This window comes from Duganella margarita (genome assembly GCF_009857535.1).
GTDB lineage: Bacteria > Pseudomonadota > Gammaproteobacteria > Burkholderiales > Burkholderiaceae_D > Rugamonas > Rugamonas margarita.
The window spans coordinates 24,090-49,921 of record NZ_WWCS01000007.1 but is presented as its reverse complement, the minus strand read 5'-3'; the positions used below and the strand labels follow the sequence as shown (position 1 = coordinate 49,921).

Here is a 25,832-nt window from a genome sequence, read left to right as displayed (position 1 = left end):
ATTGGTTATCTGTTAACGCATATCCAGCGCGCGGCGACGGCGCGGCGGCGGAAATGCCTGGTCCAATGCGGCCAGATCACCGGCGGAAAGCTGGATCTCGGCCGCGGCGCGGTTGGCGCGCAAGTGTACAGGATCGACGGCCTTGGGGATAGCGATCACGCCATCCTGATGCAGCACCCAGGCCAGCGCGATCTGCGCCGGCGTGACGCCATGTGCACCGGCCACCGCCTGGAGGCCGGAGTTGCCGAGCAGCGCGGCCTGTTCAGGGCCGTGGGTTTCCAGCGGCGAGTAGGCCATGATGGGCAGCTGGCGTTGGCGCGCCCACGGCAGCAGGTCGAATTCGATACCGCGCTTCATCAGGTTGTACAGCACCTGGTTGGTGGCCGGAGCGCCGTAGGCTAGCGATTCCTCCAGGTTATCCAGGTCGAAGTTGCTGACGCCATAGGCCTTGATTTTGCCCGCCTGCTTCAGCGCCTCGAAGCCGTCGAAGGTTTCGGCGAGCGGATGGTGGCCTTGCCAGTGCAGCAGATACAGGTCGATGGTGTCGACCTTCAGGCGGCGCAAGCTGCGTTCGCAGGCCTCCTGCACGCCATCGAAGCTGGCGTTGTGCGGATAGACTTTGCTGACGATGTAGGCGTCGTCGCGACGGCCGGCGATGGCCTCGCCGACCACTTCCTCGGCGCCGCCCTCGCCGTACATTTCGGCGGTGTCGATCAGCGTCATGCCCAGGTCGAGGCCCAGTTGCAGCGCGCGCACTTCGTCCTGGCGGCGCGCGGCCTGCTCGCCCATATTCCACGTGCCCTGTCCCAGCGCCGGCACCTCGCGTCCGGCCATCTTCAGCGTCTTCATACTGTCTCCCGTTTCGTCGAACCGACAGTATAAAAAAAATCCGGCGCCAAGGGGCGCCGGATTCTCTGGAAGCAACAACGATTACGGCAGCTTGCTCAGCGTGGCCGTGGCGTCGATCAGGCCAAAGCCGTCATACACGCTCCACAGCTTGGACGCCGCCGTGCCGGCGACCGAATACGGCGGCACGCGGGCCGGCGCCGAGGTCTGCAACAGGCTCTTCAGCTGTTTCGGCGGCAGCTTGCCGGGACCACCGGCCTTTTGCAGCAGCAGCGCCGCAACGCCGGCGGCGTGCGGTGCAGCCGCGCTGGTGCCGAAGAAGTTAGGACGGCCATTGCCTTCGAAATCCTGGCCAGGATAGAAGAAGGTGGTGTCGCCGCCATCCGGCGCCGCCAGGTCAGGCTTTTTGCGGGTTTCCGCCACAGGCAGACGGTTGCCGTCGGCATCCAGCGCGATGACCACCGGACCTGGGCTGCTGAATGGTTCCAGCACCGGTTTGTACGGCGAAATCTGCGTGACCGGGTTGGTGTAGCGATAAGCGGCAACACTGTTGGCGGCGGCCACGGCGCTGTGGCCAAAGGTGACCGGGCTGGTGCGGACGGCGAAGGCGCCGCCGTCAAAGCCGCCCATGTTCACCAGGCGCACGCGCGAGGCGGTATGTGCGCCGACGCTGGTACGGCCAATCAGGATGCGCAGCGACGTCAACCCGGCGCCGCCGGACAGGCTGACATATTCCATGCCGTTATCGGTGTTGATGTTATTGCTGGCAAAGCTGAACACGCAATTACCGCTGTCGTCGAAGAAGTACAGATTCAAGTCGGTACTGACGGCGCCGGCATAGAACGGATCATCCCATTGCAGCAACAGGCTGGAGCCGCTCGGCGTGTAGTTGATCCGTGTCACATAGTTGCCACCGCCGAAGTCCAGCCAGCCGCCACCGACGTTGGCCTTGGTGGAGCCGGCCGCCGGCGTACCGGCGCAGGTGGCCGCCGAGGCCAGCTTGATATTGCCGATATTGGTCGGCGCCGTCGAGAACGTGGCGGCCGGCACATCGATCGAACCGCCGCCACCGGCCGCGCCCTGGTTACCGGCCGACGAGAAATAGCTCACCGGCTTGCCGGCCAGCGTGGTGCTGGTGACGACATCGTTGACCGCCTGTGCGACCTGGCCGTCGGAGAAGAACGGTTCGTCGTAGTAGAACACGTCGTCGACGATGACGTCGGCGCGGCAGTCCGGGTGGGTGCGCAGCGTGCGGATGTTGTCGGCAAAGGCGGCCTCGCCGTCGAAGGCGGTGGCGAAGCACAGATCGGCGGCCGGGGCCACGTCCTGCACGATCTGCATCATGGCGCGGCCTTCGTCGGTATTGCTAGGGTCAACCAGGTCGATCACGAACTTCGGCGTGCGCAGGTCGCCGCTGGCGATGTCGGTGGCGGCGCGGATGCTGGTGAAGCTGGCCGGTGAACCGTCATACGAGTCGGACAGCACGCCGACCGTGATGCCGGCGCCGGTGATGCCGGTGGCGTTGGCCACGTCCGAATGCAGCACCTTGGTGCCTTGCGAGGTGGTCACGCCGATATTGCGTTGCGGACGCAGCGACAGTTTCATCACGCGCAGCCCGCTGATGGCGGCCAGGCCTTCGATCTGGTTGGTCGGCACGTAGGCCGACACGGCGCCGTTGCGGAACGCGCGATTAACGCCGGTGACATTGGCGCCGGCCGCCTTCAGGCTGGCGACCACGGTGTCGAGCGAGCTCTGGCCATCGAGGTAGATATCGACCAGCACGCGGCCGCTACGGTCGGTCAGGCCGTCGTAGTTGGCTTGCAGGCCGGTGCTGACCGTCTGACGGGCGGCGACCGGGGTTTTCTGCTTGTCCAGCAGGTCGGACAGGCCGGCGTCGAGTTTAGCGTGCTGAGCCTGGACCAGGCCGGTTGCGCCAGCCAGCAGCAGCGCCAGTAATGGAGTGATGTGTGCGGTTTTCATGGATCTCATCTTCACAGTCGTATGTTGAACGAATTCAGACTTGCGAACGGCGGCGGCGTGCCGCCACGCCCACCAGGCCCAGGCCGGCCATCAGCATGCTGATGGTGGCCGGTTCCGGCACCGGCGCGGCGTTGGCGTAGGCGCCGTGCAGCTTGATCTCGTAGGCATCGCCCTCCTGGCTCTGGCTCTGCCAGCCGGTCAGGGCGCCGCCGTTGATCGGCAGGACCTGGTCCTTGCCGAGCAGGCTGCCAAAGATCGGGCCGCTGGAGCTGACCGGGGTATAGCCGGCGCCGGCGATAGCCAGGTAGTAATAGCCGGTAGCGACGACATTCTTGGTGATGGTAATGGTGGATTGCAGGCCAATATTCGGATCATCGTCATTGGCCACCACGCCGTGGCCGGCGCCGTCGAACAGGAACAGCGCGGTGTCGAAATTGTTGGTGTTCCAGGCCGACGCCGTGGTGGTGGCGCTGAAGGTGGTGCCGGCGTACAGGTAGACGCGGAACAGATCGGCGTAATCGGTGGCCGAGGTGGTCAGCAGCGAGCCGCTGATGGTGGAAATCACGCCCGTGGAAAAGGTCTGGGCAGAGCCGAGCAGTTGACCGGCGTCGCCGCTCTCGGTTACCGCGCCGGCGTGGGCAGCGCCGGCCGCCAACGTCATCAGGGCGGCGCCAGCCAGGGTGCGCAGCGATTGTTTACGGCGAATCTGTTTAGTCATCACTCTGTCCTATGTGTGTACGAAATTGATAGACAAATGACTCTTTTGCATGTCATATGTGCAATCGATTCTATACTGAATTGCTGGTCAGATTGAAAACTTTTCAAGAATAATTATTTTGTCGCAAAAACAACTAACGGCACGCATTGCATGTTGACAGCCTCATCAATTTATGACAACGCATCACGCTTTACCGCTTGCGTCAATTCCCCCTTCAGGGCGGTGAACAAGATGTCCATGCCGGAGCAATATATCTGGTCGATCTCGGATACCCGCAGGAACGGCATGACCTCGGTGATGCGGGGGAACTCCTCGGGCGAATAGAAATTTTCCAGGATGATGGGGGTGGCGTCCGGCTGCCTGGCGCGGCTGCCGACTTCGGCAACGCCGGCACCGACCGTGAAGTTCGCCATGAGCCGATAATAACGGCCGCTTTGCTCCGGGCTCAGCCCGGCCTGATGGAACAGCAGCAGCAGTTGCTCGTAAAATTTCAACGCCACTTGCGTGCGGAAGCGCCGCGAGACCATGCTGAGGAAGGCATGCGGATGCTCGATGGCGATGGTGCGCAGCGCGTCGAAGGTGCGGCGCACGCGCTCCAGCGGCGTGCCGTCGGGCGTCAGGCGCGCGGCAACGTCGACCAAAATGATGTCCAGGATGCCGTCCAGCAGCTCGGCCTTATTGCGGAAATGATGGTACAGCGCCATCGCCTCGACACCCAGCATGCCGCCCAGCTTGCGCATGCTGAGCTGGTCGATGCCCTGCTCGTCAATCAGCGTCAGGGCGACCTGGGCGATGCGGTTGCGGTCCAGTGGTTCGGCCTTGGCTTTGGCGCTCTTCTTTTCAGCTGTCATTGATGGTTTTTTGCAGTGTAGTGTATGACCCTATGAATTATCGCATTAGAAAGGACGCGTTAGCAGTGCCTCAACATATCCCCGAACCGGCCGACCTGGAGTTGTCCGACCTGATTGAAGTGAACGCACGCCTGGCGCTGTTTGCGGCGGCGCCGGCCGACTTCGCGTGCCTGGCCGTGCAGGTGCCCGGCACCGGCGCGACGCTGATGCGCGTGCCTGCCATGCCCACCCCGGCCATGAACCGGGTGGTCGGCCTGGCCGGCGACAGCGCCCTGACGGACCAGACGCTGGCCTGGATCAGGCAGACGTTTGCCGACGGCGGCATCAGCGAGTTCTGGCTGCATGCATGGGACTTGCCGGCCGACGCCCCGCTACAAGCCGGTTACGCCGCGCGCGGCTGGCGCCCCGACGAGCAAGCGGCCTGGGTCAAGCTGCTGTGCGATCTGGATGGCCCGCTGCCGGCGCCCCGCCCTCATCCGGCAATACAGGTGCGCCAGGCCCGCGCCGACGAGACGCTGTTGAGCGGCGATATCGTTTGCCGCAGCTTCGGCATGGCGCCGGCGCTGGCGCCGTGGATGGGCGCCGTGGTGGGCCGCCCAGGCTGGCAGGTGTACTTCGCTTGCGAAGCCAACGGCGCGCCGGTGGCGACGGCCGCGCTGTTTACCGACGGTCCGCATGCGTGGCTGGGCATGGGCGCCACCTTGCCCGAGGCGCGCCAGCAAGGGTGCCAGCAAATGCTGCTCGCCGTGCGTCTGGCGGCGGCCAGGGCGGCCGGCTGCACCGTTGCCGGCATCGAAACGGAAGCGCCGCCCGCAGGCGAAACCCGGCACTCGCTGAACAATATCCGTCGCGCCGGTTTCCGGGAGGTTGGACGGCGATTCAACTATCGCTGTCAGACGAGCGACTTTACAGCGTAAGTTTCATCGTGTATTCTGTGGTTTTACACTGTAAAGTCAAATAGGAGTCGCAATGGATCGTCGTAATTTTCTTACCGCTAGCGCCGCCACCGTGGCTGCCGGCGCCGCTTCTACATCCGTGGCGGCCACCCGCAGCAGCGCGCAGGGCGACCGGATCACCGTCAGCAAGCCCGACGGCCTGAATCCGCCGGGCATCCGCACCGCTGGCGTCAAGATGGTGCCGGTGGTCGGCGGCAAGTACAAAGTGTGGACCAAGAAAATCGGCAGCGGCCCGGTCAAGGTTTTGCTGCTGCATGGCGGCCCTGGCTTTACGCATGAATACCTGGAAGCGATGGAGTCGTTCCTGCCGCAGGCCGGGATCGAGATGTATTACTACGACCAGCTTGGCTGCGGCAATTCCGACCAGCCGGACGATCCATCGCTGTGGACGCTGCCGCGCTATCTGGAGGAAGTCGAGGAAGTGCGGATCGGACTGGGGCTGGACAACTTCGTACTGTACGGCCACTCGTGGGGCGGCGTACTGGCGATCGAGTATGCGCTGCATCACCAGCGTCATCTGCGCGGGCTGGTCATCTCGAATATGACCGCCGGCATCCAGTCGCTGTTGCAGCACCTGGACGTCATCAAACGGCAACTGCCGCCGGAGATCCAGGTCAAGCTGCAGGCGCTGGAAGCGGCACAAGCCTACGATGCGCCCGAGTACGAGCAGATCATGATGGAGCACCTGTATCCCAAGTTTATCTGCCGCACGACGCCCTGGCCGGATGCGGTGGAGCGGGTGTTCCGCCACGCCAATCAGAAGATTTACAACCAGATGCAGGGCAAAAGCGAGTTCCTCGTGACCGGCAACCTGAAGGACTGGGAGCGCTGGGATCGCCTGCATGAAATCAAGGTGCGGACGCTGACCATCGGCGCCAAGTACGACGAAATGGATCCGCAGGACATGAAGAAAATGGCGACCATGATGCCGCGCGCCACCTCGGTGATTTGCGAAGAAGGCAGCCATCTGTGCATGTGGGATGCGCAGGCATACTACTTCGAGCACCTGCTCAAATTCCTCAAAGCTGTCTGAGTTTTTGGTCAGTGGCCGCCGCCAAGGTAGGCGGCGATGACCTTGGGATCGGTCTTCAGGCTGTCGGCCGGGCCATGGACGGAGATGTGGCCGTTTTCCAGCACGTAGCCATAGTCTGCCACGTTCAGCGCGGCGGCGGCGAATTGTTCCACCAGCAGCATGGTCACGCCTTCCGCTTTCAGGCGCTGGATGATGCGGAACACCTCCTCCACCAGGATCGGAGCCAGGCCCATCGACGGTTCGTCCAGCAGCACCACGTCGGGATTGAGCATGACCGCGCGCGCCATGGCCAGCATTTGCTGTTCGCCGCCGGATAGCGTGCCGGCCAGCTGGTGCTGGCGTTCCTTCAGGCGCGGGAATAGTTCCAGCGCTTTTTCCAGGTCGCGCTGGATGTCGCCTTTCGGCCGCGCGCGGGTGAAGCGCGGGAAGGCCCCCAGCAGCAGGTTGTCGGTAACGCTCATGGAGGCGAACACGCGCCGCCCTTCCGGCGAATGCGCCAGCCCGGCGCGGGCGATCTGGTGCGAGTCGCTGCCAGTGATGTCCTTGCCGGCCAGCGTGACCTTGCCGCTCTTCGGCTTGAGCATGCCGGAGATCGCGCGCATGGTGGTGGTCTTGCCGGCGCCGTTGGAGCCGATCAGGGTGACCAGTTTGCCTTTCGGCACTTCCAGCGAGATGCCGTGCAGGACGTCGACTTTGCCGTAGGCGGCGTGCAGGTTGGTGATCGAGAGCATGTGGTGTCCTTGTCAGTGCGCAGTGGCGCCAGCGCCGCCGTGTTCTTCGCTGCTGCCGCCCAGGTAGGCTTCGATCACTTTCGGATCGCTTTGCACGGCGGCCGGTTTGCCTTCGGCGATTTTCTGGCCGAAGTCCAGCACCGTGACAGTGTCGGACAAGGCCATCACCACGTCCATGTGGTGCTCGATCAGGATGATGGTGATGCCGTGGTCGCGGATCTTGCGGATGATGGCCATCAGTTCCTTGATGTCGGGCGCGGTCAGGCCGGCCGCCGGCTCGTCCAGCAGCAGCAGGCGCGGGCTGAGGCCGAGCGCGCGGCCGATTTCCAGCAGCCGCTGTTTGCCGTACGGCAGGTTGCGCGCTTCTTCGCCGGCCAGGTCGGCCAGGCCGACGAATTCCAGGATGCTGGCGGCCCGCTGGCGCGCGCCCTGCTCTTCCCGCTTGTAGCGCGGGGTTTGCAGCATGACGTCCAGCACATTCGAGTGGAAGGTGTTGTGCAGGCCGACCAGCACGTTTTCTGTCGCGGTCATTTCGCCGAACAGCTGGACGTTCTGGAAGGTGCGGGCGACGCCGCCCAGCGCGATCTCGGACGGCGTGCGGCCGGAGATCACGGCGCCGGCGAATGCGACCTTGCCTGCGGTCGGCTTGTAGATCCCGGTCAGCACGTTCATCATGGTGCTTTTGCCGGAGCCGTTGGGACCGATCAGGCCGTGCACGGCGCCCTGGGCGACGTTCAGGTTGACCTGGTTGAGCGCTTTCAGGCCGCCGAACTGCATCAGGATCTGGTCGACGGATAGCAGCGTGTCGCCGTCCTTGCCGCCCTGTGCGCGCGGGAACGGTTCGGCGCCGGCGCCCGAGGCCAGCGGCTGCGCATGCACGCGCGCCCTGCCCAGCAGTCCTTGAAGGAAGCCGACGATGCCGTCCTGCAGGTAGTAGACGACGAACAGCGTCATCAGGCCGAAGATGGTCAGGCGCCAGTCGACGATGTTTTCCAGCTTGAAGGAGAACGCGGCCATGCCGATGGCGGCGATCAGCGGCACGGCGACGCTGCGCGGGGTGGCGCGCTTGCGGGCGATGGCCAGCGCCGCGCCGATCACGCCCAGCACGGCGGCGGCCACGGCGATCTTGCGGAACAGTTCGATGTCGGCCAGCAGGCTGGGCAGCATGACGACGATCAGCGCGCCGATCAAGGCGCCGGAGCGGGTCTTGCGGCCGCCCATGATGACCGCCAGCAGGAACAATATGGTCAGTTCGAAGGTGTAGGTGCTGGGATTGATGTACTCCTCCGAGTACGCATACAGGCTGCCGGCCAGCCCGGCAAAGCCGGCGCTGATGATGAAGGCGTAGACCTTGTAGCGGTAGACCGAGACGCCCATGCAGTCCGAGGCGATCGGGCTGTCGCGCAGCGCTTCGAAGGCGCGTCCGAGGTTGGATTTGAGGATGCGGTGGACCACGATCAGCGAGATCACCATCAGCGCCGCCACCATGTAGTAGTACTGCACTTCATCCAGCTTGGCGCCGAACAGCACCGGCTTGGCGATCTTGATACCCATCGGGCCTTCGGTGAGGAAGGTCATTTCGTTGATCAGGATCTGGATGATGGTGCCGAAGGCCAGCGTGACCATGGCCAGGTACGGGCCGGTGACGCGCAGCGCCGGCAGCGCGAGGATGGCGCCGAACACCGCCGCGCCGATCACGCTGGCGGGGATGGCGATCCAGAACGGCGCGCCGAGCTTGAACACCACCACGCCGGTAACGTAGGCGCCGATGCCGAACAGGCCGGCGTGGCCGAGCGAGACCTGGCCGGTGTAGCCGACCACGATGTCGAGGCCAAATAATAGTATGGCGTAGATCAGGATCGTTTCGAATAGATGGATATAGTAAGGATTAGGAATCAGCACCGGATACAGCACCAGCACCGCCAGTCCCACCACGCTTGCCGCGACGATCGTCTTGTTCATGGGTCAGACCTTTTTGATGGCGGCTTTGCCGAACAGGCCGGAGGGCTTGATCGCCAGCACCAGCAACAACAGCAGCAATCCCGGCACGTCCTTGTAGCCGGTGGAGATGTAGTAGCCGGCGGTGGTTTCGGTAATGCCCAGTATCAGGCCGCCGACGATGGCGCCGACGCCGGAGGTCAGGCCGCCGATGATGGCGACCGCGAAGGCTTTGAGGCCGAGCGAGGCGCCCATGGTGGCGCCGGTCAGCGTCAGCGGCGCCACCAGCACGCCGGCAAACGCGGCTACGGCCGACGACAGCGCGTAGGAAAAGGTGATCACGGCGCGGGTGTTAATGCCCATCAGGCCGGCCGCGTCGCGGTCGTTGGCGGTGGCGACGACCGCCTTGCCGTAGATCGATTTGCGGTTGAAGATTTCAACCGCCGCCATGATGGCCAGCGCGCCGACCACCACCGCGATCTGCATCGGCTGGACGTTGGCGCCGAGGATCTCAATCGGCGCCGAGGACAGCGGCGACGGGAAAGTCAGATCGTCCTTGCCCCAGATGTTTTCGGCGACGTTCTTGAAGATGATGGCCAGCGCGATGGTGGACATGATCCAGCCGAATTCGGATTTGATTTTGATTGCCGGCCGCACGCCGATCCACTCGACGAACATGCCTTGCAGCGCGCCGAAAACGATCACCAGCGGGATCATCAGCAGGTAGCTCATGTAGGGCCCGCCGTGGATGGTGCCGACCAGGCTGAGCCCGACCAGGGCGCCCAGCATCAGCGACTCCCCCTGGCCGAAGTTAAGCGTGCCGGAGGTGGCGAAGGTGAGCTGGTAGCCGAAGGCGATGACGGCGTAGATCATGCCCAGCGCGATGCCGCTGAACACCAGTTGCAAGAGAATTTCCATGGTAAGCCCCCTGGACGACAAGAAAATGGCCAGGCTTGCTGCCGGATCGGCGCAAGTCTGGCCACAGTGGCACGATGCGGCCTTGCTTGCTTACTTGGCCAGCACCACTTTGCCGTCCTTGACTTCGCCGAAGACGGTGGTCTGGGCGTTGATGGCTTCGTGGTTGTCCTTGCTATACGGCTTGTCGTAGGTGGTGACGACGCCGTCGACTTTTTCGCTCAGGTTCTCCAGCGCGGCCTTGACCTTGGGACCGTCGGTGCTGCCGGCCTGCTTGATGGCGGCGGCCAGCAGGTAGATCGAGTCGTAACCCTGCGCCGCCGACACCGGTGACGGCATGCGGCCCTGCGGCGGGTTGTAGGCCTTGATGTAGGCGTCGATGAAGGCTTTGCGCTTCGGCGTAGTGGGGTCCTGGATGAAGGTCTGCGGCATGCGGGTGCCGTTGCCGTTCTTGCCGGCGTTGTCGATGAAGTTGGCCATCGACAGGGTCCAGCTGCCGATCAGCGGCACTTTCCAGCCCAGTTTTTCCATGCCGTTGGCGATCTGCGCCAGTTCGGGGCCGATGCCGTAGGTGAGCACGACGTCGGCGCCGGCCTGCTTGGCTTTCAGCAGCTGGGCGGTCATGTCGACGTCCTTGATGTTGTACTTCTCCACGGCCACCGGCTTCATGCCGCGCGCGGTCAGCACTTTCTCCAGGTCTTCGCGCCCCAGCTGGCCGTAGTTGGTGGAGTCGGCCAGGATCGCGACCTTTTTGAATTTGCGATTGTCGACCGCCTCCTTGATGATCATCTGCGACTGGATCTGGTCGTTGGCGGAGTTGCGAAAGATGTAGTTGTCCGGCTGGTCGGCGAACTGCTTGGTGATGATGGAGCCGGTGGCGACGTTGTTCATGACCGGGATTTTGGCGTCCTGGTAAAAACGCTGCGAGGCCAGCGCCACGCCCGTGTTGATGTAGCCGACGGTGGCCACGACTTTTTCCTTGTTGATCAGTTCCTGGGCGATCTGCACGCCGCGTTCCGGCTTGGCTTCGTCGTCGCGTTCGATCAGCTGGATCTGGCGGCCGAGGACGCCGCCTTTGGCGTTGATGTCGGCCACTGCCAGTTTGACGCCGTCGCGCATCGACACGCCCATCGGCGCGGAGCCGCCGGTGAAGGGACCGGCGACGCCGATCTTGATGGGCTCTGCCGCCGAAGCAGATGCCGAGAAACCGAGTGCCAGACCTGCAACAAGCATGTTCAACTTGAAGTTCATGTGCCATCTCCTGTTATACAACGTTTTTTTATCGTAGTACGCTGGATAGTCGCCCCCATCGGAAACCCATTGTAGGTTAGTAGAACTTCATCAGCAACAGATAGCTGTGCGGCATCGCAACAAGCGATGCGCGGCGGGAGACGCTCCGCCCCTAGCGGCTAGCGCCGGCCAGCTTGAGGGCGCGGTTGGCGAAGCGCATCTGGGTTTCGGCCAGCGCTTCGTTGCGCTCGAAGCCCATGGAGCCGTCGCGCAGGCCGATGGCCATGGCCATCACGGCTTCCGGGTAGTCGAGGTCGGCGGCTTTTTCGATCCAGCGGCGGGCCGCCAGTTCGTCGCGCTTGACGCCGTCGCCGGCGAGGTAGAGTTTGGCCAGCGCGTACATGGCGGCCGGAGTCTCGCGGGTGGCGGAAAACTGCAGCCAGTGGGCGGCGGCCGTCATGTTGCGCGCGACCGCCATGCCGTTCTGGTACATCATTCCCAGATAATAGGCGGCCAGCGGGTCGCCTTTTTGCGCGGCGCCGCTGAACAGCTGGAAGGCGCGCGGCAGGTTGGCCGGCGCCTGCTCGCTGCCGCGCAGGTATTTGCGCCCTTCTTCCACCGGGCTGGCCGGCGCCGGGCCAGCCAAGGCGACGCTGGCCAGCGCGAGGCTGGCAGCGAGAACGGAGAAGGCGCGGCGTGCGGTCGTCATTTGCTCAAGTCGATGCTGTACAGGGCGAAGCCTTTGCCGCCGCCATCGTCGGCTTTCAGCTGGCTGACGTTGGCCAGGCCGGCGGCGCGGGCGAGGTCCAGCTGGTTCGGGGCGGAGTGGAATACGACTGGCCCCTTAGTGGCAACTGGGGCGAAACGCCAGCTGCGGGTGGCGCCGTTGTGCGCGCGCGTCAGTTGGCCGGTTTTCTTGATGTAGGCGATCAGCACGTCGCGGCTGGAGTCCGGCGCGGCGATGACGGTGCGGCTGCCATCCAGGCCGGGGAAACCGCCGCCCCCGCTGGCGCGGTAGTTGTTGGTGGCGATCAGGAATTCCTGCGTCGGCGACAGCGGCGCACCTTTGTAGTGCAGGCCGATGATGCGCTGGCCGGCCGGCCGGGTGACGTCGATCTGGTAGCTGATGTCGGCATTGGTTAGCATGTCGAAGTTGAAACCAGCGAAGCCGGTGTTGACCAGTTCCTGCGGCGCGGTGGCGGCGGGGTCGATGCGGTTGAAGCGCTCGGCGGATTTTTCCAGCCAGGCTTTCAGCTGTGCGCCGTTGAGTTTCACGGCGTGCAGCGCGTTCGGGTACAGATACAGGTCGGCGGCGTTGTTGAGCGCCACGGCGCCCGGCTTGACGTCGGTGTAGTCAGCCACACCGGCGGCGCCGGTCTTGAACGGCGACGCCATCGACAGCACCGGCAACGCAGCGTACTGCGGCAGGTTGGCTTTGACGTAGTCCTGCACGTAGGCGGTCTGCGCCTGGTTGACCAATTCGATGGCGCTGATGTCGCCGACGTCGGCGAAGTAGCTGGTCATGCGGAAGTCGCTGGTGCCGACCGGCGTTTGCACGTAGCGGATGGTGGCCGCGTGTTCGTTGGCTACCAGCGCGGCGATGGCCGGGTCGGCGGCGACGTAGCTGCCATCGGCCTGCCTGGTGCTGCGCGCTTCGACCGTGGTGCGGCTTTTGTCGATCACCCAGTGGCTGCCGTCATAGGTCAGGTGCAGGCCGATCACGCCAAGGTGCTTGCCCCACAGGTTGGCCATCACGGCCGGCACGCCGTAGATGGTGCCTTTGACTTTGTCGACGCCCGGCAGGTTGAAGCCGGCGCGCTGGCTGGCGGCATCCGGAAACGGCAGGTGTTCGTGACCGATCAGCAGCGCGTCCACGCCCGGCACTTGCGCCAGGTAGTAGTTGGCGTTTTCCATTTGCGGCGTGTATGGCGCGCCATCGACGCCACCGTGCGAGACGGCGATGATCAGGTCGGCGCCCTCGGCGCGCATCTGCGGGATGTATTTTTGCGCGGTTTCGCGCACGCCTTCGGCGTAGACCTTCCCTTCCAGCCAGCGCTTGTCCCACGACAGCACGCCCGGCGGCGTAAAGCCGATCACGCCGATCTTGATGGTGGCGCGCAGCGGCTTGCCTTCCGGGCCGTTGGCGATGATCTCGCGCGTGAGAATGCGGTATGGCGCGAACAACGGCTGTTTGGTCTTGGCGCTGTAGATGTTGGCCAGCACGATCGGGAAGTCGGGGCCGGCGCAACGCGGCGCGTCGGCCGGCACGCCGTCGACGTCGAAGTGGCTGGCGGTGACCTGGTTCAGATAGGCCAGGCCGTAGTTGAATTCATGGTTGCCAATGCCGGCGATGTCGACCTTCAGCTGGTTCATGGCTTTGTAAATGGCCAGCGTGTCGCCGCAGGCCACCGGCTGGACCAACGCCTGGTAGTCGGCCAGCGCCGTGCCTTGCAGGGCGTCGCCGTTGTCGATCAGCAGATTGTTCGGGTATTCGGCGCGCGCCTGCTTGATCAGCGTGGCGGTGCGTTCCAGCCCGAGCGCGGGATCGGCCTGCAGCTTGTAGTAATCATAACTGAGCACATTTGCGTGCAGGTCGGTGGTCTCCAGCAGCGCCAGCGTCGCCTGCGCCCCGGCGCGCGGGCCGTTGTCGAACGGAAAACCGGCGCAGCCGGCAAGCAGCAGGGGCAGAGCGAGGTGGAGGAGACGCATGGGCTGGGCGAATTGGGCGAAATAGCGATTTTACAGGCTGCGACATTCTATCTGGTTTTGGGGAAATATTGTGGCAAAAATGGCAGCATTGCGCGCGCGGCGGAGCCGGCAGCGCGCCGCACTGGGAGAGCCGGCCCGGCTAGCGTATAATTCAGGGTTTGATTTCAGCCTAAGAGAAGAAGAAAACCATGGAAGCCGAACGTATCAACGCCCTCACCTCCCTGCTCGCCGATCTGACCACGCGCGAAGCCGAACTTCGGAGGTATCTTTGACTTCGATCGCAAGTCGGAGAAACTGGAACAAGTAAACGGCGAGCTGGAAGATCCAGCCGTCTGGAACGACCCGAAAAAAGCCCAGGACCTGGGCAAAGAGAAGAAATCGCTGGAAGCCATCGTCTTCTCGCTGACCAAGGCTGACGCCGACCTGAAAGACATGGCCGACCTGGTCGCCATGGCCAAGGAAGAAGGCGACGACGACACGCTGGAAGCGCTGATCGTCGACGCCGAGGAAGTGCGCAAGGTCATCGAGGGCATGGAATTCCGCCGGATGTTCAACAATCCGATGGACCCGAACAACTGCTTCATCGACATCCAGGCTGGCGCCGGCGGCACCGAAGCCCAGGACTGGGCCTCGATGCTGCTGCGCCAGTACACCCGCTATTGCGAACGCAAGGGCTTCAAGGTCGAGATCATGGAGCAGTCCGACGGCGAGGTGGCCGGCATCAAGACCGCCACGCTGAAGGTGGAAGGCGAATACGCCTACGGCTTCCTGCGCACCGAGACGGGCGTGCACCGCCTGGTGCGCAAGTCGCCGTTCGACTCGGCTGGCGGCCGCCACACCTCGTTCGTGTCGCTGTTCGTGTACCCGGAAGTGGATGATTCGATCGACATCGAGATCAACCCGGCCGACCTGCGCATCGATACCTACCGCGCCTCCGGCGCCGGTGGTCAGCACATTAACAAGACCGATTCCGCAGTGCGTCTGACCCACGGCCCGTCGGGCATCGTGGTGCAGTGCCAGAACGACCGTTCGCAGCACCGCAACAAGGCCGAGGCGATGGAAATGCTGAAGGCCAAGCTGTATGAAATGGAACTGCGCAAGCGCATGAGCGAGCAGCAGAAGCTGGAAGACTCCAAGACCGACGTCGGCTGGGGCCACCAGATTCGCTCGTATGTGCTGGACCAGTCGCGCATCAAGGACTTGCGCACCAACTTCGAGACCGGCAATACCAAGGGTGTGCTGGACGGCGACATCGACGATTTCATCTCCGCTTCGCTCAAACAAGGCGTGTAATGACTACTCAGCGGACCACTCAGCGTGCTTTTATCTTCGACATGGACGGTACCATTGTCGACAATATGTCGTTCCATGTGAAATCGTGGCTGGAGTTCTTCCAGCGCCGCGGCCACGTGCTGGATGCGGATGACTTCTTCCGCAACACGGCCGGCCGCCAGGGCCATGAAATCATGAGCACCTACTTCGGCAAGTCGCTCAGCAAGGAAGAAAGCGCGGCGCTCGACTTCGAGAAGGAAGCGCTGTACCGCGAGCTGTACGCGCCGCACCTGGCGCCGACCGCCGGTTTCGTCGACTTCATTGAACGCGCCAGGGCGGCCGGCATCAAGCTGGCCGTGGCCACCGCCGCGCCAAACGAGAACATCGACTTCACGCTCGACGGTCTCGATCTGCGCAAGCAGTTCCACGCCATCGCCGGCGCCGCCGATGTGGCGCGCGGCAAGCCGAATCCGGACGTGTTCCTGCTGGCGGCCGAACGCGCCGGCACCCTGCCGGCCAACAGCATCGTGTTCGAGGACGCGCCGCTGGGCGTGGAAGCGGCGCGCCGCGCCGGCATGCGCGCGGTCGTGCTGACCACTACCCTGCCGGCCGAAGCGTTTGCGGAGTTCGACAATGTGATCGCTGTCGTCAGCGATTTCAGCGCGCTGGATGTGGACGAGCTGTTCGCCTCCGCCACCAATTAATCATCACCTCAATCAAAGTAAAGACCATGACTACGGATCTTCAAGACCAAGCAGCCGCTCCTGACGAAAACAAAATCATTGCGGAGCGCCGCGCCAAGCTGGCCGCCATCCGCGAGCAAGGCATCGCCTTCCCGAACGACTTCAAGCCGGAACACAAGGCGGCCGACCTGCACGCGCAGTTCGGCGGGAAGACGCGCGAAGAGCTGGAAGCGGCGCCGGTCACCGTCAAGCTGGCCGGCCGTATGATGCTCAAGCGCGAAGCCGGCAAGAAGGCCGCTTTCGCCACGCTGCAGGATTCGTCGGGCCCGAAGGCCGATGGCCGCATCCAGATCTACGCCACGCTGGACCTGACCGGCGAAGCCGCCATGGCCGCGCTGCACCACTATGACCTGGGCGATATCCTGGGCGTGGTCGGCACGCTGTTCAAGACCAAGACCGACGAGCTGACCATCAAGGTCACCGAACTGCGCCTGATCACCAAGTCGCTGCGCCCGCTGCCGGACAAATTCCACGGCCTGGCCGACCAGGAAACCAAGTACCGCCAGCGCTACGTGGACCTGATCATGAACGAAGAGACGCGCCGCACCTTCAAGGCGCGTACCGCCGCGATTTCGTCGATGCGCCGTTTCATGGAAAAGAACGAGTTCATGGAAGTGGAAACGCCGATGCTGCACGCCATTCCTGGCGGCGCGGCGGCCAAGCCGTTCATCACCCACCACAATGCGCTGGACATGCAGATGTTCCTGCGCATCGCGCCGGAGCTGTACCTGAAGCGCCTGGTGGTTGGCGGCTTTGACCGCGTGTTCGAGATCAACCGCAACTTCCGCAACGAAGGCGTGTCGATCCGTCACAACCCGGAATTCACGATGATGGAATTCTACGCGGCGTACACCGACTACAAGTGGATCATGAACTTCACCGAGGAGATCATCCGCCAGGCGGCGATCGACGCGCACGGCACCGCGACGCTGACCTACGGCGGCCGCGAGCTGGATCTGGCCAAGCCATTCCACCGCCTGACCATCGTGGAAGCGATCAACAAGTTCGCACCGGGCTACACGCCGGAGCAGCTGGGCGATGCGGAATTCATCAAGAAAGAACTGCTGAAGTTCGGCGTCAAGCCGTTCGCCACCGCCGGTCTGGGCGCGCTGCAACTGGCGCTGTTCGAGGAAACCGCCGAGGCGCAGCTGTGGGAACCGACCTTCATCATCGACTATCCGGCGGAAGTGTCGCCGCTGGCGCGCGCGTCCGATACCGCCGCCGGCATCACCGAGCGTTTCGAGCTGTTCATGGTCGGTCGCGAGATCGCCAACGGCTTCTCGGAGCTGAACGATGCGGAAGACCAGTCGGCGCGCTTCCTGGCGCAAGTAGCGGCCAAGGACGCGGGCGATGAAGAGGCGATGTTCTACGACGCCGACTACATCCGCGCGCTGGAATACGGCATGCCGCCAGCCGGCGGTTGCGGCATCGGCATCGATCGTCTGATGATGATCATCACCGACTCGCCGAACATCCGCGACGTGCTGCTGTTCCCGCACCTGCGCCGCGAAGAGTAATCACCCGTAATCACCCCGACGCCCGCGCCGTCGTTCCCGCAAAAGCGGGAACCCATGCTGAAAGCAAGCCGCCCACTCAGCATGGATTCCCGCCTTCGCGGGAATGACGGTGCTGAGGCCAGTGTCCCCTGACTAGACAAGCCGTTACTGGATCACGCGGTAGCACGGCGTGTACGGCTTGCCGGCCAGTTTCATGCGCGACTGGGCGACGAAGGAGGCCAGCAGCGCGTCCATCGGCCCCATGATGGCCTTGTCGCCGTGGATTTCGAAGTGGCCGTATTTCTCGATCGCGCGCATGCCTTCTTCCTTCACATTGCCGGCCACGACGCCCGAAAACGCGCGGCGCAGGTTGGCGGCCAGCAGGTGCACCGGCTGGTCCTTGTGCAGGCTCAGATTGCGCATGTTCTCGTGCGTCGGCGGGAATGGACGCTGGAATTCGGCGTCGATCTTCAGACCCCAATTGTAGTAATAGGCATCGCTGCGCGACTTGCGGAACTCGCGCACCGCCTTGATCCCGGCCTGCATCTCGCGCGCCACCAGTTCCGGATCGTCGACGATGATCTTGTAGCGCTGCTGCGCCTCGGGCCCCAGCGTATCGTGAATGAACTGGTTGATCTGAACGAAGTATTCGCGCGAGGTTTCCGGACCGGTGAAGATCAGCGGGAACGGAATCTCGGCGTTATCCGGATGCAGCAGGATCCCCAAGATGTAAAGGATCTCCTCGGCGGTGCCGGCGCCGCCCGGGAACACCACGATGCCGTGGCCGGTGCGCACAAACGCTTCCAGACGTTTTTCAATATCCGGCATGATTACCAGCTCATTGACGATCGGATTCGGCGATTCGGCGGCGATGATGCCCGGCTCGGTGATGCCCAGATAGCGGCCGCGGTGCAGCCGTTGCTTGGCGTGGCCGATGGTGGCGCCCTTCATCGGCCCCTTCATCGCACCCGGGCCGCAGCCGGTGCAGATATCCAGGTCGCGCAGGCCCATGGCGTAGCCGACTTCCTTCGAATAGTTATATTCGGCGCGGTTGATCGAGTGACCACCCCAGCACACCACCAGATTCGGATTGAGCATCGGTTTCAGCACCCCGGCATTGCGCAGGATGTGGAACACGGCGTCGGTGATGCCTTCGGTTTTGTCCAGGTCGAACTTGGGGTTGTCGGTCACCTCGTTGCTGACGAAGACGATATCGCGCAGCACCGAGAACAGGTGCTCGTGGATGCCCTTGATCATTTTGCCGTCAACAAAAGCGATGGCCGGCGCGCCCTTGATGTCGAGCTTGATGCCGCGCTCGCGCTGGACGATGCTGATGTCGAACGATTGGTAGCGCTCCAGCAGCTCCTTGCCATCGTCGATGGTGCTGCCGCTATTGAGCACCGCCAGCGCGCATTTGCGAAACACGTTATACAAGCCGCCCTGGCTAGTATCGAGCAGTTTATTCACTTCCGCCTTGGAGAGAATCTCCAGGTGGCCCTCGGGGGAAATCTGGGTATCGACAACGTCATGTTCCATGATGCGTAAATCCTATTCAGTTTCTATAAGTGTTGCGCCACCAATATACGACAAACTCGTCACTTGTGGGCTGGCAAATGATTAACAGAAATGACACGGGTTTGCGACGGCCACATCAAAAAGTGCATCGGCAGCCACTTTGTAGATTAAAATGGCGCCCAATTTGGCCACCCCACAAGGGTGTCCAGTTCCTTTAGACCATAATTATTAGGAGGAACCGCATGAGCGGTGCGACCACCACCAACACGGAAGCAGCGATTCCGGAGTTCAAGCAGATCATGGGGCATCCCGCCCCACTGTGGATGTTGTTCATGACCGAGTTCTGGGAGCGCTTTGCGTTCTACGGCATACGCTGGGCCCTGGTGCTCTACGTGGTGGCACAGTTCTACAACGGGGACGCGGCGGGCGAATCGTCGGCCAACCTGGTGTACGGTTCCTACCTGGCGCTGGTGTACGCAGCGGCGCTGTTCGGCGGCTATGTGGCTGACCGCGTGCTCGGCTACCAGCGCTCGATCCTGGTCGGCGCCGCCTTCATGGCGGCCGGGCTGTTCATGATCGCCTTCCCCAACGAGACGGTGTTCCAGTTCGGTCTGGCCACCATCATCGTCGGCAACGGCATGTTCAAGCCCAACATCTCGACCATGGTCGGCAAGCTGTACAGCACCGGCGACACCCGCCGCGATTCCGGCTTTACCGTGTTTTACATGGGCATCAACTCCGGCGCGATGGTGGCGCCGGTGCTGACCGAGTGGCTGGCGAGCGCCGTGTTCGGCACCGGCGGCATGCCGGCCTATAAGGTGGTGTTCATGTCGGCCGGCGTCGGCATGCTGGTCAGCCTGGTGTGGTTCTACATCGGCCGCGCCCAGCTGAAAGGCATCGGCGCGCCCGACGCCCGCAACGCCGATCCGAAACGCCTGCTGTACGTGGTGCTCGGCTCCGTGTGCGTGATTCCGGTGGTGTACTCGCTGCTGGCGACCGGCGCCAAGAACCTGCAAGTGGTGCTGTCGGTGCTGTTCGTGCTGCTGGCGGTGATGCTGCTGGTGGAAGGCATCAAGAACGGCAAAGTGGCGCGCGACAAGGTGATCGCCATGCTGCTGATCTTCTTCTTCAACATCATGTTCTGGTGCTTCTTTGAGCAGGCCGGCAGCTCGTTCACCTTCCTGGCCGAGAAAATCGTCGACCGCGAGATGTTCAACTGGACCTTCCCGGTGGCCTGGTTCCAGACCGTCAACTCGCTGGCGATCATCGCCTTCGCGCCGCTGGTGGCCTTCATCTGGGTGGCCATGGGCCGCGCCAATCCGTCGATCCCGCGCAAGTTCGGCCTGGGCCTGATCTTCAACGGTACCGCCTTCCTGCTGCTCATGTTCGCGCTGTCGAGCCTGGTGGACGCCAACAACAAGATCCCGTTCTGGACGCTGTTCATGGTCTACGTGCTGCAATCGATCGGTGAGCTGTGCCTGTCGCCGATCGGCCTGTCGATGGTGACCAAGCTGGCGCCGACCCGTCTGGTGGGCCTGGGCATGGGCGGCTGGTTCCTGTCGACCGGCATCGGCAACAACCTGTCGGGCATCTTCGCCTCGGCGGTGTCGGGCGAAGGCGGCATGTCGGTGCCGTCGGCACTGCACGGCTATACCTTCGGCTTCTGGTCGCTCATGATCGGCGGCGTGCTGCTGTTCCTGATCGCCCCGCTGATCCAGAAATTGATGCACGGTGTGAAATAAACCAAACGGCGCCCGGGGGCGTAATGCCGTTCAGTGAAGCAACGTCGTTCCCGCGCACGCGGGAACCCATGCCGCGTTTGCCCGGCAGACGTCCGATGGATTCCCGCTTTCGCGGGAATGACGGTGAGAAATAAACCAAACGGCGCCCGAGGGCGTAATGCTGTTCAGTGAAGCAACGTCGTTCCCGCGCACGCGGGAACCCATGCCGCGTTTGCCCGGCAGACGTCCTATGGATTCCCGCTTTCGCGGGAATGACGGTGAGAAATAAACCAAACGGCGCCCGAGGGCGCCGTTTTTACTTGGTGGCTCAGCGACTGAGCGGGTGGGCGTTGAGCCAGGCTTGCAACTGGTCGGCGGCGCTGGTCGACAGGTGCAGGCCGAGCTTGGTGCGGCGCCACAGGATGTCCTGCGCGGTGCGGGCCCACTCGTAGCGGCGCAGGTATTCCACTTCCACCGCGTACAGGCCGGGGACGATTTCCTCGCCGAGGTCGGCCAGCGCGGCGCGGCCGTCCAACAGCGTATTGATGCGGGTGCCGTAGGCGCGGCAATAGCGCGTCAGCAGCGCCGCCGGCAGCCAGCCGTAGCGGCTGCGCTGGGCGCCGACCCAGCTGTCGAACTCCTTGACCGAGCGGTTCTGCGGCGTGGCGCCAAACAGGTCGCCGCCCGGCAGGCAGGCGTCATGGGTCCAGCCGCCGTGGCGGTTGCCGAGCGCCTTGGCGATGTGGTCGACCGCCTCTTCCGCCAGCTTGCGGAAGGTGGTGATCTTGCCGCCGAACACACTCAGGATCGGCGGCCCGTGGCTGTCGACCTCCAGCCGGTAGTCGCGCGTGACCGCCTTGGCGTCGGCGCCATCCTCCACCAGCGGCCGCACGCCCGAATAGGTCCACACCACATCGGCCGGCACCACCGGCGCAACGAAATACTGGCTGGCCAGCTGGCACAGATAGGCAATCTCGTCCTCGCTGATGGCAACCTGGCTGGCGTCGCCGTGGTAATCGAGGTCGGTGGTGCCGATCAGCGTAAACTCGCCCTCATACGGAATCGCAAACACGATCCGCCCATCCGGATGCTGGAAAATATACGCGTGGTCATGCTCGAACAGGCGCTTGACCACAATGTGGCTGCCCTTGATCAGCCGCAGCTGGCCGCCGCCCTCCTTCGGCAGCGTCGCGTGCAGCAGCGCGGCGGTCCACGGCCCTGCCGCATTGACCACATAGCGGGCGTTGACGCGGATCTCGCCGCAACTCGGCTTGAACAGCGTGGCCTGCCAGTCGGCGGCCTGGCGCTCCAGTCTGGTGCAGACCGCCTGGGTCAGGATGGTGGCGCCTTTCTCGCCGGCGTCGATGGCGTTCAGCACCACCAGCCGCGCGTCGTCGACCCAGCCGTCGGAATACACGAAGCCGCGCGCAAACTCCGGCTTGAGCGGCTGGCCCAGCGCATGGCCGCGCAGCCTGATGGCGGCCGACGCCGGCAGCAGGTCGCGCCGCGCCAGCCGGTCGTACAGCCACAGCCCGGCGCGGATCAGCAGCGCCGGCCGCTGGCCCGGCGCGTGCGGCATGACGAAGCGCAGCGGCCACATGATGTGCGGCGCGGCGCGCAGCAGCACCTCGCGCTCGAGCAGCGCCTTGCGCACCAGGTTGAACTCGTAATACTCCAGATAGCGCAGGCCGCCGTGGATCAGCTTGGTGGACGCCGACGACGTGTGGGCGGCCAGATCGTCCTTCTCGCACAGCACCACCGACAGCCCGCGGCCGGCGGCGTCGCGGGCAATGCCGGCGCCGTTGATGCCGCCGCCGATGATCAGGACATCGCAATCGAGAATATGCTGGGGTTGCGCCATGTAATGCCTTGGGAGTGATATCCCTGTACGTTACGTCAAGTGACGCCAAGTAACAATAGCCTTGTTCTATAATCGCGCATACTTCCGCAACCGAGAGATAGTGCTTTGACAACCTCCAACCTGCCGGCGTGGGTCAACCGCCGCAATCTGATCCGTGCCGCCATCGGCGCCGGCCTGGCCGCCCTGGTGGGCGGCGGCCTGCTGCTGGCGTATCTGCTGCTGTACGTCGCACCCAATTTACCGTCGCTGGACGCTATCACCGACTACCGGCCAAAGATCCCGTTGCGCATCTACACCGCCGACAACGCCCTGATCGGCGAATTCGGCGAGGAACACCGCGACTTCATCCCGATCAAGGACATGCCGGAGCTGATGAAAAAATCGCTGCTGGCGATCGAAGACAAGCGCTTCTACGAACATAACGGCATCGACTGGAAACGCGCGCTGGGCGCGGCCAAGGCCAATCTGGGCGGCGCCATGCGCCAGGGCGGCTCCACCATCACCATGCAGGTGGCGCGCAACTTCTTCCTGACGCGCGACAAGTTCTACAGCCGCAAGCTGACCGAAGTGATGCTGGCCCTGAAGATCGAGGCCGCGCTCAGCAAGGAGCAGATCCTGGAACTGTATATGAACCAGATCTACCTCGGCCAGCGCTCGTTCGGCTTCGGCGCCGCCGCCCAGACCTACTTCGGCAAGCCGCTCAAGGACCTGGACGTGGCGGAAACCGCGATGCTGGCCGGCCTGCCGCAGAATCCGGCGCGCCACAACCCGGCTGTCAACCCGAAACGCGCCAAGCAACGCCAGCAGGTGGTGCTGCGCGCCATGCGCGACCTCGACTACATTACCGACGCCCAGTACCAGAAGGCGTCGCATGAAACCCTGCACATCAACCGCAAGGGCCAGGACTTCGACGTCCACGCCGAATACGTGGCCGAACTGGCGCGCCAGACCGTGTACGCGCAGTTCAAGGAAGAAGCGTACACGCGCGGCATCAGCGTCTACACCACGATCCTGAAGGCCGACCAGAAAGCCGCCTATGACTCGATGCGCCGCAATGTGCTGAACTACGACCAGCGCCACGGCTACCGCGGCCCGGAAGCCTTCATCACGCTGCCGGCCAACGAGGACGAGCGCGACGACGCCATTGAGGATGCGCTGCAAAAGCGTCCCGGCAGCGACGGCCTGATCCCGGCCGTGGTGCTGGAGGTCGGCGCCAAGGCCATTAAGGTGCAAAACCCGTCCGGCGAAGAAATCACCATCAGCGGCGACGGCCTGCGGCTGGCCGCCGGCGCGCTCAGCGACAAGGCCAAGGACGCGATCCGCCTGCGTCCCGGCGCCGTGATCCGCATCCTGCAGGGCGACAAGGGCGGCTGGGCGGTCAGCCAGGTGCCGCAGGTGTCGGCCGGCTTCGTCTCGATCGACGCCGTCACCGGCGGCTACCACGCGATGGTGGGCGGCTTCGACTTCAACCTGCAGAAGTTCAACCACGTCACGCAAGCCTGGCGCCAGCCGGGCTCGTCGATCAAGCCGTTCGTGTACTCGGCGGCGCTGGAACGCGGCTTCTCGCCGGCCACCCTTATCAACGACGCCCCGCTCAACCTGACCGGCGCCGAAACCGGCAACGAAGCGTGGTCGCCGAAGAATGACGACGGCAAGTTCGACGGCCCGATCACCATGCGCACCGCGCTGGCCGAGTCGAAGAACGTGGTATCGGTGCGCATCCTGCGCGCCATCACCGTGCCGTACGCGCACGGCTACCTGGGCAAGTTCGGCTTCGACCTGGCCAAGCATCCGAAGAACCTGACCATGGCGCTGGGCACCGGCGCGGTGACGCCGACGCAGCTGGCCGGCGCCTACGCAGTGTTCGCCAATGGCGGCTACTCGGTGGAGCCCTACCTGATCGCCAAGATCGTCGATGGCGACGGCAAGATTATCTCCGAGGTCAAGCCGCGCGACACCTTGCCGGACGACGCCCGCGTGATCGACCCGCGCAACGCCTACGTCACCGACTCGATGCTGCGCCAGGTGACCCGCACCGGCACCGGCGGCGCCGTGGCGCGCCTCGGCCGTCCCGACCTGGCCGGCAAGACCGGCACCTCCAGCGACGCGGTGGACGGCTGGTTTGCCGGCTACGGCGGCGGCATCGTCGCCGTCTCGTGGATGGGCTATGACGATTCGCGTTCGCTGGGCGGCAAGGAATTCGGCGCCACCGTGGCGCTGCCGATCTGGATCGACTACATGAAAGTGGCGATGCAGAGCCGGCCGCCGCAAGAGCGTCCGGTGCCGGCCGGCCTGACGCAGGTCGATGGCGAATGGCTGTACGACGAATTTACCGGCGACGCCGCGCGCCATACGCTGGACATGGACGACCAGCCGGCCGGCGCCGAAAATGTGACCCCGGGCGAGGTACTGACGCCGGGCACGCCAGTTGCGCCGGCTGGGGCGCCGGCTCCGGCGGCGCCCGGCGCGGAAAACATCAAGCCGGTACCGACCGGGCCAGGCCGCTAAGCCGGACCACGCAGGCTGAGGCCGGCCGAGTTAGGCTGCCAGATAGCCGCGCATCATCTGCACGGCGCTGTCGGCAAAGCGGTCCGGCCCGATGTCGGCGGCGCGGTACTTCCAGCGCTTGACGTACCAGTCCTGGAAGGTAGCGAGAATGTGCGCGGCGATCAGGTCCGGACTGCCGCGCAGTCCCGGCACTTGCGCGATCAGCTCGGCAAACAGCGCCTGCACATGCAGTTCCGACTCCTTGGCGGTACCGCGCTGCTCGGCCTGCAACACGCGCGAATCCATGAAAACGAAGTAAAACCACGGCTGCAAAATCTCCGACACATAGATCGAGGCGCGGATCAGCGCCTCCAGCCGGTCCAGCGGATCGGCGACGGCGGCGAACATCTTCGGCACCTCGTGGGTGGCGTGGCGCACCACATCCTCGATCATCTCGGCCAGCTGGTCCTTGCTGCGGATGTAGCCGTACAAGCCGCCCATCGACAGCCCGGTCTCGCCGCACAGATCGCGCAGGTTCATGGCGCGGAAGCCGACCGCGTTGGCCAGCTTGAAGGTGGCGTTGAAGATTTTTTCCAGGTTCTCCAGCGCCGGCTTGCGGCGCTTGACCGTGATGCGGTCGGCATAGCGGTCGAGCAGATAGGCCCAGATATTGACGCCGTCGAGCGGCGTCATCGCCTGGAATTGGTGGAAGTCGAATGGCGCCGGCAAGGTTGTCCCTATAGTTTATTTTTGATTATGATTATAGCGCAGCCGTTTGCGCCGGCTCAGCAGACCTGCAAATTGGCTTCGCAGGCCGTGCGCGTGGACTG

At 63.9% G+C, this 25,832-nt stretch carries 20 protein-coding genes; 7 read left to right on the top strand and 13 right to left on the bottom strand.

From position 1 onward, the window contains the following. Positions 1-12: 12 nt before the first annotated feature. From GTP55_RS12755 to GTP55_RS12740, 4 genes are all read right to left on the bottom strand, one after another. Positions 13-849: an aldo/keto reductase gene (locus GTP55_RS12755; protein WP_161045317.1), complete on the bottom strand. Its 837-nt coding sequence runs from the start codon at positions 847-849 to the stop codon at positions 13-15. An 81-nt stretch (positions 850-930) separates the two neighbouring features. Beyond that, a complete protein-coding gene (locus GTP55_RS12750) occupies positions 931-2,826 on the bottom strand; it encodes a S8 family serine peptidase (RefSeq protein ID WP_161045316.1) in 1,896 nt (631 codons plus the stop codon). Positions 2,827-2,860: 34 nt separating this feature from the next. After that, entirely contained in the window at positions 2,861-3,544 is a 684-nt protein-coding gene (locus GTP55_RS29855) for a DVUA0089 family protein (protein WP_229257912.1), read from the bottom strand. Between the two features lie 170 nt (positions 3,545-3,714). Continuing rightward, positions 3,715-4,395: a TetR/AcrR family transcriptional regulator gene (locus GTP55_RS12740; protein WP_161045315.1), complete on the bottom strand. Its 681-nt coding sequence runs from the start codon at positions 4,393-4,395 to the stop codon at positions 3,715-3,717. A 65-nt stretch (positions 4,396-4,460) separates the two neighbouring features. Between GTP55_RS12740 and GTP55_RS12735 the strand changes: the two genes are divergently transcribed. Both GTP55_RS12735 and GTP55_RS12730 read left to right on the top strand, forming a co-directional pair. After that, the gene (locus GTP55_RS12735) at positions 4,461-5,312 is read left to right on the top strand and encodes a hypothetical protein (protein WP_161045314.1); all 852 of its coding nucleotides are present in this window, start codon (positions 4,461-4,463) and stop codon (positions 5,310-5,312) included. A gap of 52 nt (positions 5,313-5,364) precedes the next feature. After that, positions 5,365-6,384, top strand: coding sequence for a proline iminopeptidase-family hydrolase (locus GTP55_RS12730; protein WP_161045313.1), 1,020 nt, complete (start codon positions 5,365-5,367; stop codon positions 6,382-6,384). 8 nt (positions 6,385-6,392) lie between these two features. On the opposite strand, the gene GTP55_RS12725 is transcribed toward GTP55_RS12730, so the two are convergent. From GTP55_RS12725 to GTP55_RS12700, 6 genes are all read right to left on the bottom strand, one after another. Further along, a complete protein-coding gene (locus tag GTP55_RS12725) occupies positions 6,393-7,115 on the bottom strand; it encodes an ABC transporter ATP-binding protein (RefSeq protein WP_161045312.1) in 723 nt (240 codons plus the stop codon). A gap of 12 nt (positions 7,116-7,127) precedes the next feature. After that, positions 7,128-9,077, bottom strand: a complete 1,950-nt coding sequence (locus GTP55_RS12720; protein WP_161045311.1) for an ABC transporter permease subunit — start codon at positions 9,075-9,077, stop codon at positions 7,128-7,130. A 3-nt stretch (positions 9,078-9,080) separates the two neighbouring features. After that, on the bottom strand, positions 9,081-9,971 hold the full coding sequence (locus tag GTP55_RS12715) for a branched-chain amino acid ABC transporter permease (RefSeq protein WP_161045310.1): 891 nt from the start codon (positions 9,969-9,971) through the stop codon (positions 9,081-9,083). A 90-nt stretch (positions 9,972-10,061) separates the two neighbouring features. After that, complete coding sequence (locus tag GTP55_RS12710; RefSeq protein WP_161045309.1) at positions 10,062-11,219, bottom strand: ABC transporter substrate-binding protein; 1,158 nt, start codon at positions 11,217-11,219, stop codon at positions 10,062-10,064. 151 nt (positions 11,220-11,370) lie between these two features. Then, a complete protein-coding gene (locus GTP55_RS12705) occupies positions 11,371-11,907 on the bottom strand; it encodes a tetratricopeptide repeat protein (RefSeq protein ID WP_161045308.1) in 537 nt (178 codons plus the stop codon). Continuing rightward, positions 11,904-13,907, bottom strand: coding sequence for a bifunctional 2',3'-cyclic-nucleotide 2'-phosphodiesterase/3'-nucleotidase (locus GTP55_RS12700; RefSeq protein WP_161045307.1), 2,004 nt, complete (start codon positions 13,905-13,907; stop codon positions 11,904-11,906). The genes GTP55_RS12705 and GTP55_RS12700 overlap by 4 nt, the downstream gene beginning before the upstream one ends. 188 nt (positions 13,908-14,095) lie before the next feature. Between GTP55_RS12700 and prfB the strand changes: the two genes are divergently transcribed. The 3 genes from prfB (at position 14,096) to lysS (ending at position 17,439) form a co-directional block, all read left to right on the top strand. Beyond that, positions 14,096-15,200, top strand: a protein-coding gene (prfB, locus tag GTP55_RS12695) for a peptide chain release factor 2 (protein WP_161045306.1) whose coding sequence is annotated in 2 segments (ribosomal slippage) — positions 14,096-14,176 and positions 14,178-15,200 — 1,104 coding nt in all. Because the reading frame shifts where the segments join, the coding sequence is not laid out codon by codon here. Beyond that, complete coding sequence (locus GTP55_RS12690; protein ID WP_161045305.1) at positions 15,200-15,883, top strand: HAD family hydrolase; 684 nt, start codon at positions 15,200-15,202, stop codon at positions 15,881-15,883. The genes prfB and GTP55_RS12690 overlap by 1 nt, the downstream gene beginning before the upstream one ends. Positions 15,884-15,909: 26 nt before the next feature. Beyond that, positions 15,910-17,439, top strand: a complete 1,530-nt coding sequence (gene lysS, locus GTP55_RS12685) for a lysine--tRNA ligase (protein WP_161045304.1) — start codon at positions 15,910-15,912, stop codon at positions 17,437-17,439. Between the two features lie 144 nt (positions 17,440-17,583). Here the strand turns inward: lysS and ppnN are convergent, their stop codons facing one another. Continuing rightward, the gene (gene ppnN / locus GTP55_RS12680; protein WP_110847659.1) at positions 17,584-18,954 is read right to left on the bottom strand and encodes a nucleotide 5'-monophosphate nucleosidase PpnN; all 1,371 of its coding nucleotides are present in this window, start codon (positions 18,952-18,954) and stop codon (positions 17,584-17,586) included. Positions 18,955-19,175: 221 nt separating this feature from the next. Here ppnN and GTP55_RS12675 point away from each other — a divergent pair, with 221 nt between their 5' ends. Beyond that, entirely contained in the window at positions 19,176-20,675 is a 1,500-nt protein-coding gene (locus GTP55_RS12675) for a peptide MFS transporter (RefSeq protein WP_161045303.1), read from the top strand. 307 nt (positions 20,676-20,982) lie between these two features. Here GTP55_RS12675 and glpD read toward each other — a convergent pair whose 3' ends face one another. Next, positions 20,983-22,515 (bottom strand): glycerol-3-phosphate dehydrogenase, encoded by a 1,533-nt coding sequence (gene glpD, locus GTP55_RS12670; protein WP_161045302.1) that lies wholly within the window; start codon positions 22,513-22,515, stop codon positions 20,983-20,985. Positions 22,516-22,620: 105 nt separating this feature from the next. On the opposite strand from glpD, the gene GTP55_RS12665 reads away from it, so the two are divergent. Then, positions 22,621-25,023: a penicillin-binding protein 1A gene (locus GTP55_RS12665; RefSeq protein WP_161045301.1), complete on the top strand. Its 2,403-nt coding sequence runs from the start codon at positions 22,621-22,623 to the stop codon at positions 25,021-25,023. Positions 25,024-25,053: 30 nt separating this feature from the next. On the opposite strand, the gene GTP55_RS12660 is transcribed toward GTP55_RS12665, so the two are convergent. Next, a complete protein-coding gene (locus GTP55_RS12660) occupies positions 25,054-25,731 on the bottom strand; it encodes a TetR/AcrR family transcriptional regulator (RefSeq protein WP_229257911.1) in 678 nt (225 codons plus the stop codon). Between the last annotated feature and the right edge of the window lie 101 nt (positions 25,732-25,832).

Excerpts from the sequence above, each read along its gene's own strand:
- GTP55_RS12755 (WP_161045317.1), bottom strand. The coding sequence starts at position 849 with ATGAAGACGCTGAAGATGGCCGGACGCGAGGTGCCGGCGCTGGGACAG.
- ppnN (WP_110847659.1), bottom strand. The coding sequence starts at position 18,954 with ATGGAACATGACGTTGTCGATACCCAGATTTCCCCCGAGGGCCACCTG.
- GTP55_RS29855 (WP_229257912.1), bottom strand. The coding sequence starts at position 3,544 with ATGACTAAACAGATTCGCCGTAAACAATCGCTGCGCACCCTGGCTGGC.
- GTP55_RS12715 (WP_161045310.1), bottom strand. The coding sequence starts at position 9,971 with ATGGAAATTCTCTTGCAACTGGTGTTCAGCGGCATCGCGCTGGGCATG.
- GTP55_RS12690 (WP_161045305.1), top strand. The coding sequence starts at position 15,200 with ATGACTACTCAGCGGACCACTCAGCGTGCTTTTATCTTCGACATGGAC.
- GTP55_RS12700 (WP_161045307.1), bottom strand. The coding sequence starts at position 13,907 with ATGCGTCTCCTCCACCTCGCTCTGCCCCTGCTGCTTGCCGGCTGCGCC.
- lysS (WP_161045304.1), top strand. The coding sequence starts at position 15,910 with ATGACTACGGATCTTCAAGACCAAGCAGCCGCTCCTGACGAAAACAAA.
- GTP55_RS12705 (WP_161045308.1), bottom strand. The coding sequence starts at position 11,907 with ATGACGACCGCACGCCGCGCCTTCTCCGTTCTCGCTGCCAGCCTCGCG.
- GTP55_RS12710 (WP_161045309.1), bottom strand. The coding sequence starts at position 11,219 with ATGAACTTCAAGTTGAACATGCTTGTTGCAGGTCTGGCACTCGGTTTC.
- GTP55_RS12725 (WP_161045312.1), bottom strand. The coding sequence starts at position 7,115 with ATGCTCTCGATCACCAACCTGCACGCCGCCTACGGCAAAGTCGACGTC.
- GTP55_RS12740 (WP_161045315.1), bottom strand. The coding sequence starts at position 4,395 with ATGACAGCTGAAAAGAAGAGCGCCAAAGCCAAGGCCGAACCACTGGAC.
- GTP55_RS12730 (WP_161045313.1), top strand. The coding sequence starts at position 5,365 with ATGGATCGTCGTAATTTTCTTACCGCTAGCGCCGCCACCGTGGCTGCC.
- GTP55_RS12675 (WP_161045303.1), top strand. The coding sequence starts at position 19,176 with ATGAGCGGTGCGACCACCACCAACACGGAAGCAGCGATTCCGGAGTTC.
- glpD (WP_161045302.1), bottom strand. The coding sequence starts at position 22,515 with ATGGCGCAACCCCAGCATATTCTCGATTGCGATGTCCTGATCATCGGC.
- GTP55_RS12720 (WP_161045311.1), bottom strand. The coding sequence starts at position 9,077 with ATGAACAAGACGATCGTCGCGGCAAGCGTGGTGGGACTGGCGGTGCTG.
- GTP55_RS12750 (WP_161045316.1), bottom strand. The coding sequence starts at position 2,826 with ATGAAAACCGCACACATCACTCCATTACTGGCGCTGCTGCTGGCTGGC.